10 protein-coding genes are annotated in these 15,806 nt (G+C 66.2%); 5 read left to right on the top strand and 5 right to left on the bottom strand.

The window, feature by feature from the left end:
- Positions 1-51 precede the first annotated feature (51 nt).
- Positions 52-333, bottom strand: a complete 282-nt coding sequence (locus NR810_RS43805; protein WP_257461465.1) for a hypothetical protein — start codon at positions 331-333, stop codon at positions 52-54.
- 123 nt (positions 334-456) lie between these two features.
- Here NR810_RS43805 and NR810_RS43800 point away from each other — a divergent pair, with 123 nt between their 5' ends.
- Both NR810_RS43800 and NR810_RS43795 read left to right on the top strand, forming a co-directional pair.
- Positions 457-2,727: an alpha,alpha-trehalose-phosphate synthase (UDP-forming) gene (locus NR810_RS43800; protein WP_257461463.1), complete on the top strand. Its 2,271-nt coding sequence runs from the start codon at positions 457-459 to the stop codon at positions 2,725-2,727.
- A 352-nt stretch (positions 2,728-3,079) separates the two neighbouring features.
- A complete protein-coding gene (locus NR810_RS43795) occupies positions 3,080-3,712 on the top strand; it encodes a TetR/AcrR family transcriptional regulator (RefSeq protein WP_257461462.1) in 633 nt (210 codons plus the stop codon).
- Between the two features lie 14 nt (positions 3,713-3,726).
- Here the strand turns inward: NR810_RS43795 and NR810_RS43790 are convergent, their stop codons facing one another.
- Entirely contained in the window at positions 3,727-4,812 is a 1,086-nt protein-coding gene (locus NR810_RS43790) for a serine aminopeptidase domain-containing protein (RefSeq protein ID WP_257461459.1), read from the bottom strand.
- Between the two features lie 906 nt (positions 4,813-5,718).
- On the opposite strand from NR810_RS43790, the gene NR810_RS43785 reads away from it, so the two are divergent.
- On the top strand, positions 5,719-9,162 hold the full coding sequence (locus tag NR810_RS43785; protein ID WP_257461458.1) for a tetratricopeptide repeat protein: 3,444 nt from the start codon (positions 5,719-5,721) through the stop codon (positions 9,160-9,162).
- Between the two features lie 120 nt (positions 9,163-9,282).
- On the opposite strand, the gene NR810_RS43780 is transcribed toward NR810_RS43785, so the two are convergent.
- Entirely contained in the window at positions 9,283-10,629 is a 1,347-nt protein-coding gene (locus NR810_RS43780; protein WP_257461457.1) for an ABC transporter substrate-binding protein, read from the bottom strand.
- 1,083 nt (positions 10,630-11,712) lie between these two features.
- Here NR810_RS43780 and gntD point away from each other — a divergent pair.
- Together gntD and NR810_RS43770 are read left to right on the top strand one after the other, a co-directional pair.
- Positions 11,713-12,735: a guanitoxin biosynthesis L-enduracididine beta-hydroxylase GntD gene (gntD, locus tag NR810_RS43775; protein ID WP_257461456.1), complete on the top strand. Its 1,023-nt coding sequence runs from the start codon at positions 11,713-11,715 to the stop codon at positions 12,733-12,735.
- Positions 12,736-12,767: 32 nt separating this feature from the next.
- Complete coding sequence (locus tag NR810_RS43770) at positions 12,768-12,998, top strand: hypothetical protein (RefSeq protein WP_257461455.1); 231 nt, start codon at positions 12,768-12,770, stop codon at positions 12,996-12,998.
- A 20-nt stretch (positions 12,999-13,018) separates the two neighbouring features.
- Here the strand turns inward: NR810_RS43770 and NR810_RS43765 are convergent, their stop codons facing one another.
- Together NR810_RS43765 and NR810_RS43760 are read right to left on the bottom strand one after the other, a co-directional pair.
- The gene (locus NR810_RS43765; RefSeq protein ID WP_257461454.1) at positions 13,019-13,420 is read right to left on the bottom strand and encodes a DUF4386 domain-containing protein; all 402 of its coding nucleotides are present in this window, start codon (positions 13,418-13,420) and stop codon (positions 13,019-13,021) included.
- 429 nt (positions 13,421-13,849) lie between these two features.
- On the bottom strand, positions 13,850-14,323 hold the full coding sequence (locus NR810_RS43760; protein WP_257461453.1) for a hypothetical protein: 474 nt from the start codon (positions 14,321-14,323) through the stop codon (positions 13,850-13,852).
- Positions 14,324-15,806: the final 1,483 nt, after the last annotated feature.

Here is a 15,806-nt window from a genome sequence, read left to right as displayed (position 1 = left end):
GCTACCAGGTGCCCGTCCGGAGCTGAGGGCCCTTGCCTCTGGAGGCCTGCGTCAGCGCCCCCAAGCCAGGCCCAACCGCTCTCGGACCTCGTGAAGCACGCGCTCCAGTTCGTACTCGGCGTCCTCCCGCGTGGCGCCGCGCAGCGTGGACGCTGTGAGCCGCAGCTCATCGGCCGCCCACTGCAACGTGTGCTCCCGGCTGGGCTGGGCCGTGGCCGCGAGAATGTGCGGGTCGTCCCGGAGCAGGTTCAGGTACCGCTCCAGCAGTGTTTCATGGGCGCGCGGTTGCCCCGCGGGCACCATCAAGGGAGCACTGTTCTCTTGGACGCTCATCACCACTCCTCCAGCTGCCCGTCGGACAACTGACGCATTGCACTGTCGTTGGAGCCCCAGGGGTATCCCCGCGGTGCGGCACATGTTAAGTGGGTACTTATCATCTGCCAAGGAGGCCCTGGAATGACACGCTCCGTACGGTTCATCATCGCACTGGTGGTGGGTCTCGCCGTCCTCACCGGGGTGGCGCTGTTCGCGGTGGGCAGTACCACCCGGGCCTGGTTCGAAAAGGACATGCGGTTGAGGGCGGAACTGGCGGTGAGTGGCGCCCGCGACTCGTTGCTCGAGCGCATGGCCCTGGGGGATGGGGAGGGCCTCGCGCGGCTGCTGGGGGAGCTGACCCGGGACGAGCGCATCATGGCCGCCGCCATCTGTGACGCGAGCCCGCACCGCCTGGCCAGCACGCCCGAGTATCCGGGGACGCTCGGGTGTGGCGACCGGAGCTCCCTGGCGGGGCCGGAGCGTAGGGACTCCGGGGAGCCCACCCCCTTCGCCGTGCGCACCCGGCTCAAGGGCGGCGAGGTGCAGACCAACGTGGTGCCACTGCTGGAGGGCTCGCGCGTGCGGGGCTACGTCATTCTCGTGCACGACCTGAGCTGGGTGGAGCGGCGAGAGGGGACGACGCAGGCCTTCCTGCTCGCGGCCTTCGCCATCCTGGCCATCGCGGCCCCGGTGGTGACGCTCATCGCGGCGCGCATCTCCTGGCGCGGGTGGAGCGAGCAACTGCGGCGGCTGCTACAGGGAGAGGGCCAGCAGGGCTCCGCGCGCGAGTTCCAGCCCATCCTCGCGGACGTGCGCGAGCTGGTGGAGCGGCTGCACCAGGAGAAGGAGCAGGAGGGCGAGGGCGGCACGTGGACGGCCAACCGGCTCAAGAGCACGCTGACGCGGCACTTGAGTGGCGAGCGCGTCATCATCGTGGCCAACCGCGAGCCCTACATCCACCAGCGCGCCCCGGACGGCAGCATCCAGGTGTCGCACCCGGCCAGCGGGCTCGTCACCGCGCTCGAGCCGGTGATGCGCGCGTGCTCCGGCGTGTGGGTGGCGCATGGCAGCGGCAGCGCGGACCACGAGACGGCGGATGCGCACGGCCGCGTGCGCGTGCCTCCGGGCGAGCAGTCCTACACGCTTCGGCGCGTGTGGCTGTCGAAGGAGGAGGAGCAGGGCTACTACTACGGCTTCGCCAACGAGGGCCTCTGGCCGCTGTGCCACATCGCCGATACGCGCCCCCTCTTCCGCGCCGAGGACTGGCGGCACTACCGCGAGGTCAACCGCCGCTTCGCCGACGCCGTCTGCGAGGAGGTGGAGGGAGAGGACCCCGTCATCCTCGTGCAGGACTACCACTTCGCGCTCGCGCCCCGGATGATTCGCGAGCGGCTGCCCCGCGCCACCATCATCACCTTCTGGCACATCCCCTGGCCCAACTCGGAGCGCTTCGGCATCTGCCCCTGGCGCGTGGAGCTGCTGGAGGGAATGCTCGGCGCGAGCATCCTGGGCTTCCACACCCAGGCGCACTGCAACAACTTCCTGGACGCGGTGGACCGCTTCCTGGAGGCGCGGCTGGACCGGGAGCAGAACGCCGTGGTGCACCGCAAGCGGCAGAGCCTCGTGCGCCCCTACCCCATCTCCATCGAGTGGCCGAGCCAGTGGGCCCAGGCCACGCCCCCCGTGCGCGAGTGCCGCGCCTCCGTACTGGCCGAGCTCGGACTGCCTCCGGACACGCTGCTCGGCGTGGGCGTGGACCGGCTGGACTACACCAAGGGCATTGAAGAGCGGCTGCTCGCGGTGGAGCGCACGCTGGAGCGCGCCCCCCACCTGCGCGGCCGGCTCACCTTCGTGCAGCTCGCCGCGCCCAGCCGCACCGTCATCGAGCGCTACCGCCAGCTCAACGCCAGCGTGGAGGCGCTCACCGAGCGCATCAACCAGCGCTTCGGCACTGGCAACTACCGCCCCATCATCCTGCTGCGCGCCCACCACGAGCCGCTCTCGGTGTTCCGCTACTACCGCGCGGCGGACTTCTGCTACGTGTCCTCGCTGCACGACGGGATGAACCTGGTGGCCAAGGAGTTCATCGCCGCGCGCGAGGACGAGCAGGGCGTGCTCGTGCTCAGCCACTTCACCGGGGCGGCGCGCGAGCTCACCGAGGCGCTCATCGTCAATCCGTATGACCTGGAGGAAGCGAGCGCCGCCATCCTCGCCGCGGTGGAGATGCCCCGGGAGGAGCAGGCCGCGCGCATGCGCTCGCTGCGCGCCTTCGTGGCCGAGTTCAACGTGTACCGCTGGGCGGGGCGGATGCTGGTGGACGCGGCCCGGCTGCGCCAGAGGGACAGGCTCAACGTGCGGCTGCCCGGCCGGGGGCTGAACCTCGTCCCCGGAGGGGGACAGCGCGTGGGCTGAGTCCCCCCGGCTTCGCAGGGAGGAGCGGACCAGTACACGACGCAGGTGGGCGTCAACGCGAGCCCGAAGCTGGTGGCGCCCGCGCAGCAGGCGCTGGCCTCGGAGGGGGTCATCTCCTTCAAGCTCGACTCCCCGGGAAGCCGCTCGGTGTACGACTCGCGCGAGTACACCAACACCACGGCCCGCTGGCCGCGACTGCTCGTCTACTACTGGCCGGCTGCCACGGGCCACCCGCTGGCAGCCGGCCTGACTGACGAGCACATTCACCCGGGCGCCGACGCGGCCTGCGAAGCTGGCCCCGGTGCCCCTGGGCAGATCCTGCCTCCAGAAGTGCTAGGGTCGCCCACCGACGATGGCGAAGCGCAAATCCCGCTCCCAGTACCACCACGGAGACCTCCGCACCGCGCTGATGGAGGCAGCGGTCGAGCTCGCGGCTCGTGAAGGAGTCGACGCGGTCCTGCTGTCGACACTGGCGCGCAAGACTGGCGTTTCGGGCACGGCGCCCTTCCGCCATTTCCCCTCACGCCAGGCCCTGCTCGTCGCCGTGGCGGAAGAGGGCGCCCGCCGGCTGATCGCGCGCATGCAGGCCGCGACCGCGGGTGAGACCGATCCCGGGGAGGCCCAACGCCGGGGAGCCATGGCCTACGTGCGCTTCGCCGTCGAGGAGCCGGGTTACTTCCGGATCCTGACGCGCGCCGAGACCCTCCAGGAGTCCGAGTTGGTGGCCAGCCTCAACACGGGGGCTCGCAAGGCGATGGAGGCCGCGTTCGGCGGCTCCGCGGCGTCCGTGAGCGCCGAGGTGACGGCTCGCAGCGCCGCGCATCTGGCGGCTCAGGCGCTCGTCTTCGGGTTGGCGCGGATGCTCGTCGATGGCCTGTTGGGCGAGGTCGACGGAGCAACGGCCGAGCGCCTCGCCTTCGAGGTGACGGGGGTTCTCGGCCAGGGGCTCGAAGCCACGCTGGCGCCCGGGCCGCGCCGCCCCTGAGCCCGGCGAGCCGCTCAGGGACAGGTGGGGGGTTCGTCGAGCCGCCGGGCGTCACGCACCTCGAGCTCGGGCCACGCGCGGACCTCCTGGAGCACGTCGGCCCGCGCATCGCAGTGGCCGTACCGCTCGAGGAAGCGGGCCACCACGGCCTTGGTGGAGTCGACGGCGCGCACGGGATCGATGCTGCCCGCCGCTCCCTCTCCGAACAGCAGGCCGATGAGCACATGGCCCATGTCCATCGGCGCATCGGAGAGATCCAGGTGGCCGGCCTTCAACAGCCGAGCCGAGAGCATGGGCGCGTCACCGAGCCGCGCCTGCGCGTCGATCGATGCCCACAGGTCCTTCGTCTTCTCCCCGGTGGTCATCAGCTCGGAGGTGACGATCAGCATCGGCTTCGTTACCGGCCTGGGCTCGATGCGTGAGGAGCCCTCACCCGCGTCGGCCAGGTCGGCCAGCGGCGGGCCGTCGAGGTTCACGAAGGCAGCGCAGTTCGACTCGGGCTCCCGGCAGAGGCCCATGGTGACGACGGCTCCCATGGAGTGTCCGCCATAGGAGATCCGGTCGAGGGAGAGTCCCGGCAGCTCGGCCGCCGCGGACCTGACCATGAGCCGCACGTCGCTCTCGAGCAGCTCGACCGCGTCGCGGACGAAGGGGTCTCCGAAGGCGCTCTTCGCGAGGAGCTCCTGCAGCTTCTTCGACGGCCCTCTGCTCGGGTCCTTCGGGTAGTCGGCGGTGCGCGCGAGGCCCGGGTGCGCCGCGGTCAACACCACCCATCCGCGGCTCGCCAGCTCCTCGGCGAGGTAGGAATGGGCGTCGAGCTCGCTGCCCGTGCCATGCACGAAGACCAGCACCGGGTTGCCCGCGGGCGTGTAGGTGGTGTTGTCCGACAGCTCTCCCGCCTTCCCGTCGACGGGGAAATACGCCTTCACCGGCAGCTTCCGCACGGTGCCGGGAGCGTCGGCGAGCACGTCGAGCACCTCGGGCTCGTGCGCCGCCACCCAGGTGCGCGAACCAACGGCCCACTGTCCCGCTGGCCTCGCGACCTGCGCGCATGCGCACATCCAGGACACGGCCAGCATCAGCATCAGCGTCTTCTTCACGGCACCCCTCCGGACAAGCGTGTGGCGACACGCATGAATGTGAGGTTGTATCACATGAATGTGAGGTGTGCTCACATTATGTTGTCCGGCGAGGTGCTCCACGACTTCGGGGACCCACGGGACGGACGTTTCGTGCAGGGAGAGGGCAGCGTGCTCTTTGAACCGTTGCCGCCGCCCACACAAGGCGAGGTGGAGCGGCTGTGCCGCGCTCCGCGATCGGCGTCCAGACCAGCGGCGTTCAGTTGCAGTACGCGGGCAGCGGCTCCTGCCAGCTGCTGTTGAGGGAGAGGGCTGGAGCCAAGGGGTCGAGGAGGGCTGCTGCCGGGTGCCACGCGGGCTGTGCGCCGTGCCGGTGCAGAGGCGCTACAGTCCCTTCAGGCACACGCCGGCCCAGGTGGCCCCCCAGGGGGAGGCAGCAGGGGCGTGGGTGTCTTTGGCGGCGTGACGGCTCGAGGCTCAACACCACGCGTGCTGGGCAGTCCCCTGCGCAGCTGCTGCGCACAGTCCACTCGCGGTGTCCTCTCCTTCTTTGGCTCCTTGCTGACCTCTGCCTGGGCTGCCACCCTCGCTCCCTCCTCTCCTGCTTGGGGGAGCACCGGCAAGCGCCTGTTCGGCGAAGGCACGACCCCTGGGGCCTTCCGGCTTGTCGACACACAGCTGGCTTCCACCGGTGCCGTCCTGCACGTCTACGAACGCGCCGGTGATCTCAGGTACGGCGAAGTGGAGGTTGGCCAGGAGACTGTGATCTTCGATTCGGACGTAGCGCACCGGTAACAAACGAACCGAGTGCGACATCTTGGCGCTGGGCTCCTCCGCCGTCTCCCGGCTCCGGCATTCCTTCCTGTGAGGCCACGGGGCGGAATGCGTCCAGGCATACTGCATGTATACCCGCAGAAGGGTTCGCTTATGGGACAGAGCGCCATCGCCGTCGCGCTGACTGCGGCTCTGCTGGCATTCGAGGGCCTCTGGTTCCTCCGCCGGCCGAGACGGGATTCCCATGAGCGGGCCTGGGGGCTGCTCCTGCTCGTCATCGCGGGGTGGGTGCTGCTCTGGGCCCACTTCTTCATCCAGGGGCGGCTGGTGGTCAGCTCCGGCTTCGGTGTGATGCTGGTGCAGGGAAGGACACTCACCCGGATCGGGATGTACCTGTTCCTCGGGGGAATCTCCATTGGAGCCGGACTGGCCTGGAACTCGTGTCATGGCGGCTCTCGCGAGGGTCTGCTCAAGTCCCTGGCATGGCGGCTTGGCCCTGGCGTGCTCGTCGCGGTGCTGGCGGCCATCCAAATCTACCCGCTCCGCGGCCTGAACGAGCCGGAACTGCCACCCATCTATTCCTACGACCTCTGGTCGCCGCCCCTGCTCCTCTGGTTGTGCCTCTGTCTTGCCGGGTGCGTGCTCGACCTGCTTCGGGTGCGCTCCCTCGAGAGTCTCGCCGGGTTGGCGGCGGCCTTCATCTCCGTGCTGGCCCTCCTCAGCTTCGGCCGGGCGGAGTTCACGGAGTCGACATCTGCCTATCTGTGGCATCTGGTCTGGCGCCTCTGCTTCATGCTGGCCGTTCCCCTCGGCCTGGGCCTCTGGAGTTCTCTTCTCCTGCGGGAGCTCCAGCGCCGGTGGGCGTGGCTCCGCAAGGGGCGCCACGAGGCGCTGGTGGCGATCTCGTGGACCATTGGCATGGGGCTTATTGGAGTGGGGCTCGTCGCGCTCTCCCCGCATCTCTCCCTGCATGGAGCTGGTGCTCATCCATGGCCCTTCTGGGCGGCGCTCGCGGGCATGCTCACCCTCGCGGTGGTCGCCGCCGCCCGCCGGCTCAGGGGCGTCGAACTGCCCGGGCTGTCGCTGCCGTGCCGGCGCATCGTCATGGGCGCGCTGCTCGCCCTGCCGTGGCTCATCGCCATGCTGCTCTTCTCCTCGGAGTTCGGGATGCTCTTCTCCCTGGCCGGGGTGCTCCTCATCGCCTTCGTGCTGGCGGAGACGCTCCTGGAGGGGCCACTGTTCCAGCTCTTCCGCCATTGGCGCTCGTCCGCCATGAAGGGCTCGCCGGAACCCGGCCCGGAGGGGCGCGTGACCCGGCCCAGGTGGCTCACCCGGGCCGGCGAGCACCTGAAACGCGGATACGATTGGCTGAGTGCTCGCAAGCCCCTCCGGCTCCTGCTGGCGACGCTCCCCCTGACCCTGGTCCTCCTGATCGCCGCCAACGAGGTGCCCAACGCGGGCAAGACGGTCATCGAGCCCCTCATGGTCACGGGGCTCTCCGCACCCCAGGAGCAGGCGCAGGAGCAGGCGCTTGGCCAGACCCTCGCCGAGAGCCTCATGAGTGCCCTCGGAGACCTCAAGTGGGTGCTCCAGCCGGAGGTCATGCTCCAGCAGCCTGGGGACACCCATCAGATGAAGCAGTTCGGCTATGCGTCGGACACGTCCGGGACCTCGGCCGCCGCCACCCAGAACCTGGTCCTGGAGCTCAGTGGAGGCATCAAGGTTCCCTTCCGCATGCTGGCCGCGCCCATCCAGGCTCCGGTGCGCGCGCTGCTGGGCGTGAACGTCATTCGGGGCACCCTCTATGAAGAGCAGACCCGTTACATCCTGCTTGCCAGGAGCAGCAACGGAGAGTCCTGGCGGGTCGAGCTGGACAAGAACCAGCTGTCGGCCGAGCCGAAGCTCGCTGACGCCGTCTCGCGCCTCACCCGGGACCTGGCCTTCGAGATCATCAGCAAGGACCCCCGGTTGAAGGATACCGGCATCACCCGCTCCCGAGAGGCTATCGCCCGCTCCCGGGAGGCTTTCGAGTCCTTCCACCAGGGGGTGGAGAGCTGGGAGTCGTTCGTGCGTACGTCGGACTACGACTCTCTGGGCCTAGCCATCGAGCGGTTTCGCGAGGCAATCCGGGTGAACCCCAGGTTTACCCTGGCATACTACAGCCTGGGGATTGCATTGCAGACGGATGGTCAGACGGACCAGGCCACCAATGCCTTCCGCACCAGCATCACGCTCAACCCCCAGTTCCTCCCCGGTCTGGTGGCCCTGGCCTCCATGTCCTTCCACTCCGGCCCGACGGGCTTCCTGCAACGGACGACGGTCGCCTCCCCGCCGACGCCGGAGCCGATGATGATATCGGGGAAGACGGATGCGAGGCAGAGCGAGGCACGCGTCCTCTGGCAACGGGTCATCCAGTTCCCGGGCCATCAACTGGAGAAGACCCAGGCCTACTATGGGCTCTGCCTGTTGGGGTTCAATGCGGCCAACGCGGAAAGCCATGCGGACCTGGCCTCCCAGAAGCGCCTTGGGGCCTATTTTTATTGCAAGCGCGCGGAGAGGGTGTACGGGAATCTGCCCACCACCTGGCATATCGTCTCGGACATCCGGGAGAGCGCGGCTCACGTGCAGGGCACGCTCGGGATGCTCTTCGAGCGGCCCCAATTCACGAAGGGCTTTGACGGGGTGCGCCAGGAGTGTCCCCTGACAGACGGCGAGCAGCCGCTGCCACGGGCGTTCCCCCCGTGGGCGGAGCGGTCCCGGCTTCTGCACTTCCGAGAGGCCTCGAAGTACTACAAGGGGGCCGCGGCGCGCTCCAATGACCCCTTGCGGAAGGTCTCGTTCCAGTGCGGCGCGGCCAGGATGGACTACCGGCTCGGCAAAGAGGCTCCGATGATGCTCCTGAGCAAGGATGCCAGTGCTCACGTCTTCCGGGCGGATAGGTATGGCGACATCGTCTGGGATTGGGAGGGTATCTGGTACGACGACAAGAGCCGTCGCGAAATGGTTTCCCGCATTTCCCGCATCTATCGTGCGGCGCTCATGGAGTACGAGCAGGCGATCAATCTCGATCCGACCAACGTCAATGCGATGCTCCGCTATGCGTACAATTTCTGGGAGTGGAGCTTCCGCTTTCCCCATGATCCCCTCGGGCCGAGTGAGGAGGAGGGCCAGCTGGCGGAGGAGTTCGCCCGCAGGGCGAGCGAATTGAGCAGCGGCAGCAGCGACAAGACCCAGTGGGCGATGGCCATCTCCGCGTTGGGGGAGGTCTTCCTCGGACGGGCTCGCCCCCTCGATGCCATCCGAGAGATCGAAAAGATAGAAAAGATAGATCAGAGCAAGTTCAAGCATGCGATCTTCGACGAGTTCTGGTGGGACCTCGCGCAGGCCTATCGGTGCGAGGCCGCTCGATTGGAGGCGCGGGGCGGCTCCGACGAGGGACGGATATGGGACCTGCGGCAGAGGGCCAGGTCTCTCCTGGAGCAAATCCGCCAGAACGACCAGGTGCGGGAGGACAAGATATTCTCCAACGGTGAGGTCCCGACCAAGCCCGCGCCGGTGTGTCTGCAATCGGCGGGTTCAGCAAGAGGCCCCGCATGACCAGCGTGGGCAGGAGGAACGGCCATGCCGAGCGCATGCGCTGCCGGACCAGGGCCAGGACCCTGGCTGGCGGCGGTGCGGGCCTGCCAGCGGTGGCCGTCGAGGCACCGCCGGGGCTGCTCACCACTTGCCTTCGTTGCTCATGTCCTCGAGCGTCTTCTGCAGGTCCTTCAGCGTCTTCTTCGGGTCCTTCAGCTTGACCTCCTCTGACGTGCCCGGCAGGCGAGGTGTCAGGAAGGCGTGCACGGCGTTGTAGAACGCGGAGCTCACCGAGTCGTACTGGCGACCCGTGACCTGCGAGGGCCGCGCCACCGCGTTCGTGAAGGTCTCCTGCAGTCCCATGTAGAACGGGTTGGCCTCCAGCACCTCTTGGTCCTTGTAGAGCGCCATCACCGAGGGGTTGTGGGCCGCCTTGATGGCGCGGCGCCTCTGCTCCTCGGGGCTCGTCAGGTACTTCACCAGGTCCGCGGCGATCTCCGGGTGCTTGGAGTACTTGGACACCGCGAGATGCCAGCCGCCCAGGGTGCCGGTGGTCTTGCCGTCCTTGCCGCCCTTGGGCAGCGCCATCACCGCCACCTCGCACTTCCCCTTCTCCCTGCACTTCGCCTTGCTGCCCTTGGCCTTCGCCCACGCTTCCGGCCAGTTGCGCATGAACACCGCGTTGCCCTCCAGGAAGAAGTCGAGCGCTTCCTTCTCGCCATATTCGAGCACTGCCCGGGGCGAGATGGGCCAGTAGGGCGGGGTGTCGTTGATCCACCTGGCCGCCATCGTCAACGCCTTCTCCGCCTGCGGGTTGTTGATGGTGACCTTGCCGTCCTCCGCGACGATGGTCTCCCCGCCGAAGGAGTCGATCCACTCCAGCGCATTGCACGTGAGTATCTCGTCCGCCTTGGCCTGGAAGACGAAGCCCCACATTTTGCCGTTGCCAGCCTTGCGCTCGGCCTCCTGAATATTCCTGGCTACCTCCTCCAACTCCTGCCAGGTGGTGAGCGGCGGCTCCTGGCCGTACCCGTACTTCTTCAGCAGATCCGCCCGGTAGAAGAGAAGGCCCGCGTCGGCGAACCACGGCATGGCCACCAGCTTCCCGCCCACGATGTTGTTCCGCACGATGGCGGGGAAGTGCTGCTTGAGCACCTCCTCGGAGACGTAGAGCTTGAGATCGATGAAGTGCTCTGCCAACAGGCCCGTCCACACCACGTCCACGCGGTACACGTCGACATCCGGGCGCTTCGCCTCCAGCTGCTCCTTGAAGGAGTTGAACTGCTTTTTCCGGTCCGGGGGCACGAGCGCGAAATACACCTCGTTCCCCGTCTTCTTCGCCCAGTCATCCGCGCCCTTCTTACACTGCTTGCGCTCCTCCTCGTCCTCGGGGCCACACGCGATGGTGATGGTGACCTTCTCCGCATGGACGAGGGCGGGACTGGTCAGGACCATGGCAATGGCGAGTCCCTTCAGCACGTTGCGCATTCTTCCTCCTGTAAAACTCCAACGGTTCCGGAGGTGAACGTATGTCGCTTGGGTTCCTTTCAGGCCGCTTCATGCATCCAGCGATTGACTTCCTGACGCTTGGGCCTGTGTTCAATCCGTTTCTGCTGAATCGTCCTCGGCAGGCAGCACATTGAAGTCGATGCAGACTCCGACGACGCCCTCATGGGTGCGCGCCACAAAGGCGTTGTGCGTATAGGCGGGATAGGGGAACTGTAGAGGGGGAGGGCTGGAACCGAGGGGTCGAGGAGGGCTGCTGCCGGGTGCCACGCGGGCTGTGCGCCGTGCCGGTGCAGAGGCGGTACAGCCCCTTCAGGCACACGCCGGCCCAGGTGGCTCCCCAGGGGGAGGCAGCAGGGGCGTGGGCTTCTTTGGCAGCGTGACGGCTCGAGGCTCAACACCACGCGTGCCGGGCAGTCCCCTGCGCAGCTGCTGCGCCTGGTCCACTCGCGGTGTCCTCTCCTTCTTTGGCTCCTTGCTGACCGTTGCCTGGGGGGCCACGCTCGCTCCCTCCTCTCCTGCTTGGGGGAGCTCGCCGGGGCGGACCCGCCACCTGTTCGTCGAGCATACGGGGTTGCCGTTTCGCACGTACCTGCTCTGGCTGCGGCTGGTGCGTGCGGTCGAGCTCTTCGCCGTCGGAATGAAGGCTCGCACGAGTAGCCGTCCCTACCGGGTCTCCAGAAGGGCAGACGACTGCCTGCTCGGATGCGCGCTCGTGATGCTTCGAGCTTCCTGGAGCAACGCACTCGTCATCTCGCTCACAACGGCCAGCACACGACTCCACCCCATCAACGGTCGAAATCGGGTCACTGCGAACGGTGGATGCGATGAGGCTCATTTTTGTCGTAGACGATGAATAGAGCCTGAGTGAGCTGTACATCGAGATTCCCGTGGAGCCGAGGCATCAGGAACCGGGTGCACCGGGGGCTTGCGCGCAACCCAGGCCCGCTCTCGTTCTGCCGGATTGGCGGATACCACCTGGTACCGCCGCGGGCTCACCCGCGCGATCACTCAACCCTCGTTCGTAGCAGCCGAACGAGGTTCCTATCAATAACGGAGATCGGCATGAACAAGACTATATTGGAGCGCTCGGAGATTGAATCCATCCAAGAGTTGCTTGGGGAGCTCACCTCTCGCTACGACTCGGCCGAGGATCCGCGGTTTCTTCGGAGTGCGGACGTCTTCGCGCACGAGCTTCCGCGCAGGCTTCGTGGCGTGTTGCGTGATTTCCGGCTCACCGAACCAATGGGCGCGCTTTGCGTCATTTCTGGCTATCCAATCAACGAGGAGAAGATCGGCCAGACTCCGCGGCATTGGAAGGAGAAGCACCCTTCCACCAATTCGGTGGCCGAGGAAATGCTCCTCGTCCTTTTTGGCGCCCTGCTGGGTGACCCGATTGGATGGGCCACCCAGCAGGACGGGCGGATCGTCCATGACATCTTCCCGATTCGAGGACATGAAACAGAGCAACTCGGGAGTGGGGGCGAACAGGGGCTCTTCTGGCACACGGAGGACGCTTTCCATCCTTTCCGTGGTGACTACCTCGGGATGATGTGCCTGAAGAACCCTGACTCAGTCGCCACCACCTTCGCTTCGATGGAGAAGATCCGCCTCACGCCGGAGCAGATTCAAATCCTTTCCGAGCCACACTACACCATCCGTCCTGACGAGTCACACCGGGTGAAGTACCGGGGGGAAACCAGCGAATTGGACGCCCAGCTCGAAGTGTCCTACCGGAAGATCGAGGAGACGGTGAGCCGCCCGCGGAAGGTTCCCGTCCTTTTTGGGGCGACCAGCTCTCCGTATATTCGCTTGGACCCGTACCTCACGGACCCGGTTCAGGACAATGAGGAGGCACAGCAGGCACTGGATGAGCTGTTTCGTCAGGTGGATGCGGCGCTCACGGATCTGGTACTCCAGCCCGGCGACTTCTGCTTCATCGACAACTACAAGGCGGTCCACGGCCGCAAGCCATTCAAGGCACGCCATGATGGGCGCGATCGCTGGCTCAAGCGTCTCAACATCACTCGGGACTTGAGGAAGTCTCGCGAAGCCCGCCTCGCCTCGGACTCCCGAGTGATCCACTGAGTGGGGAACTCAACTCCCAGGAGCTCTCGAACATGACGAACTCGCGCGTTCCGCGGTACCACCTTTCCAATGGAGGTGCACGAAGTGTGGCTTTTTGCAATGGGAGGGGTTGCCGTCATCACGAGAATGTCGACGGCCTCGCCCTTGGAGCCGAGCGCCAGCCGCTGGTGCACACCGAAGCGGTGCTGCCCGTCGACCACGGCGACGCCGAGATCGTGGAAGGCGACTTCCTCCTGCTGCGGCCCCCTCGGCCGTCGCCCTGAACGCTGGTGCCGGACGGCGTTCAGGAGTGGGTGGCTAGCCTGGCTTCGAGCGCCGATGGGTTGAAGCCTTTTGCCAACAGCCATATCGGCATCAGGATGATCTCGAAAACCATGATTGGAATGGCGAGAATCGCTCCTCGGCCGCTCGGCGAGGTATCGATAACACCCAACAAAGGAAGTATGGCCATTGGCAACAACATGGCGTACCCAACGACACCGACCGCGGAAACGGGCCGTGGAACGAGCCGGGACTTCCACAGCAAGCTGGCAAGAATGACGCCGCCAAGACCCAGGAAAAACAACATCATGGGCGTCAAACACAGATACCTGGCCTGTTTGAGCAACAAGCCCGCCGTTTGATAATGGGCGGCATCCGCCGCGCCCGAGCTGATGTACTCCTGGCTCAGCGGGATGAGCAACAAGGCGCAGGGGATAACCTCCTCATCGCGGACGAGAACGACTTTCCCGGCAGCAGGGTGTACCGCCTCATCGTGAGGGGTGCATGGCTCGGATTGTCGGCGCTCGCGGTAGCCGTGCTGGTGGTCACGCGTCGGCGGAGCGTCCGCTGACGTGCACCGCCGCGCTCTTGTGAAGTCCCGCTCCACGTACCGGGGCAGGCCCGCCCCATCCCGAACGGGCACGCTGCTGCTCGCGGATACCTACCCGGGCGCCGCTCTGGGGTCCTCCATCCCGAGCCAGGGCCGGCGTGTACTCCAAGGGGCTGCGCGGCTTCTCCACCAGCCTGGCGCACTGCTCGGGCAGCCCCCGTCAGCGGCCCTCCTCGGTTCCTCCGCTCCAGCCCTCCCCCTCAACCTGGCCTCTAGCCCGCCTATACGCGACGACTCCAAAGTTCACGGCACGCACGCCGCATCTCCAGGGTGGGGTGGTGGCGCGTAATCCAGGTAGAATGCACCACAGCGGCAGTATGCTCGGTGCGGCGCGGGCCCGGAATCACAGTTGCTCTTACAGGAGGCAAGCCCCCTCCGGTATTTATCTGCGATGTCTCTCATAGCGGCCAGCTCGGTGGCATTCGACGGATCGGTGAGCGTGTCCAGGCTCTTGATGCACTTGGGGTTGAGAATGCTTGCCACCGACCGCAACCCTGGGCCCATCGGGCGTGTTCCGGTGCCGAGACGGAATTTGTCGTTATTTAGGAACAGGCACTCCGCACAGGTGTAGGAGGGGTCGTCGGTCGCTGTGTCCATGAAGCGACTGAAGATGTCTTTGTCGCGCTCGAAGAGCAACTGCACGGGGGCTGCAGGTACCGAGAAGAGAGACGATTCGCAGAAGGCGACGAACGAGAACTCCGAGAACAGGACTTGCACGAGCAGTTGAGTTGCTTCTTCGTTCGTGACCGAACAAGGCCCCGACGGTCCGGGACGTGATGTAGGCCTCCCGGAGGTTAATTGCCCGCCGCCTCCACCGTTGCCGCCGCCCGGGCCGCCTCCACCGAGGCAGCCGCCCAGCGTGTGACCACCGGGCAAATCCGAGCAGAAATCGCAGAGAGTACAGACGCCACCGGGGTTTCCGTCACCTTCATGGACGGGCACGTCTATTGACTCCCGGATGGTGACTGGGGAGCGGCCCGCCTCACTGTCGACGATGCGTGCGAGTAACTCGACCAAGGGCAACACCGCTGCTTCTCGCAGTGTCGGCCCATTTCGTCCTCTGTTGAGCGCGTATTCCACCTGGAGTTCGTAGGAGGTGTCCCCGAAAAGGGCGGTAAAACTCGTGCGCAAGACGTCCGGGCGGGCTCGGCCCAGCACGACATCGACTTGGAACTCGCCATTCCGCCCGGTCGGTGTCGAAGACAGTCGCACGAGTTCTGCCGGTAGCGCGCGAAGTGTGCTCGGACTTGGAAAGTTCTTCAACTCCACTGCCATACCCACGCCCTTGCGAGGGTCGGCATAGCGAACCCACACCAGGTTCTCGAATAGGTCGATGTTCGCGCGCCCGCAGCCCTGCTCTCGCGTAGGCTCAGGGGTGCAGCCCCGAACTTCCCGTACCAGATCGATGTGTGTGAATGCCCCCTGCGGTGCAGGGCGTAGCCGAAAAGACCATTGGCTCGTTGTTGCCCCACTCCCTGATACTGGCTGACTCCGTAGCTCCATCGTCCCCGAAGTGAGCGCATCCTCATGCTTCAACCCGACGAGCGCCATTTGATGGGTGGGATCCGGCTGACCCCTGGAGGGAGCGCTGACGAGTACGAAAGAAGCAACGAAAAGTGCCGCCATACCCGATGTGCTCATTCTTCCCTCCTGGAGCCAATGAACGAGCCGGCCGTCCTGAGAATGCGCCCGGATGTTGTACCGAGATGGAACCCACTGCACGGGGCCCTGCGCATCAGGAGCTCCGCATCCTCTCATACCCCAATGGAGACGAGACCAGACGTTCGTGACGAAAGGGATTTCAAAGCGTATCCCCTTCTCCCGGAGCCCGCCCGTCTCTCGGCCGAAGGGGCTCGGCGGCAACCGGGAAGGTGTCAAAGAACTCGTTACGACACCTCGCCACCTACGAGTCGTCTTACACCCTTCCTGGCGCGGCAGCGGTGCCACCTCCAATTCCTGAGGCTGAGGCTCACCTCACCTCGGGCGCGGCGGCCCGTTCATCCCCGATGGCTGAGCCATCCCCTCATTTTAGCAGGGGAGCAAGGGAGCGGTGTGTAGGCTGAGTGGTGCGAGAAGTAGGACGGGCGCTATTACTTCTGCGGTCATGCGCAAGCCACGCCTCAATGACCAGCAGGTGCACAAGTTCCTGGAGTCGCTCTTCGAGGAGGACCTGCACGCCAAACGCATTCTCTCCTTGTCC

This window comes from Archangium lipolyticum, assembly GCF_024623785.1.
Taxonomy (GTDB): Bacteria; Myxococcota; Myxococcia; order Myxococcales; family Myxococcaceae; genus Archangium; species Archangium lipolyticum.
The sequence above is the reverse complement of the archived record's forward strand: the minus strand, read 5'-3'. Positions and strand labels throughout refer to the sequence as shown.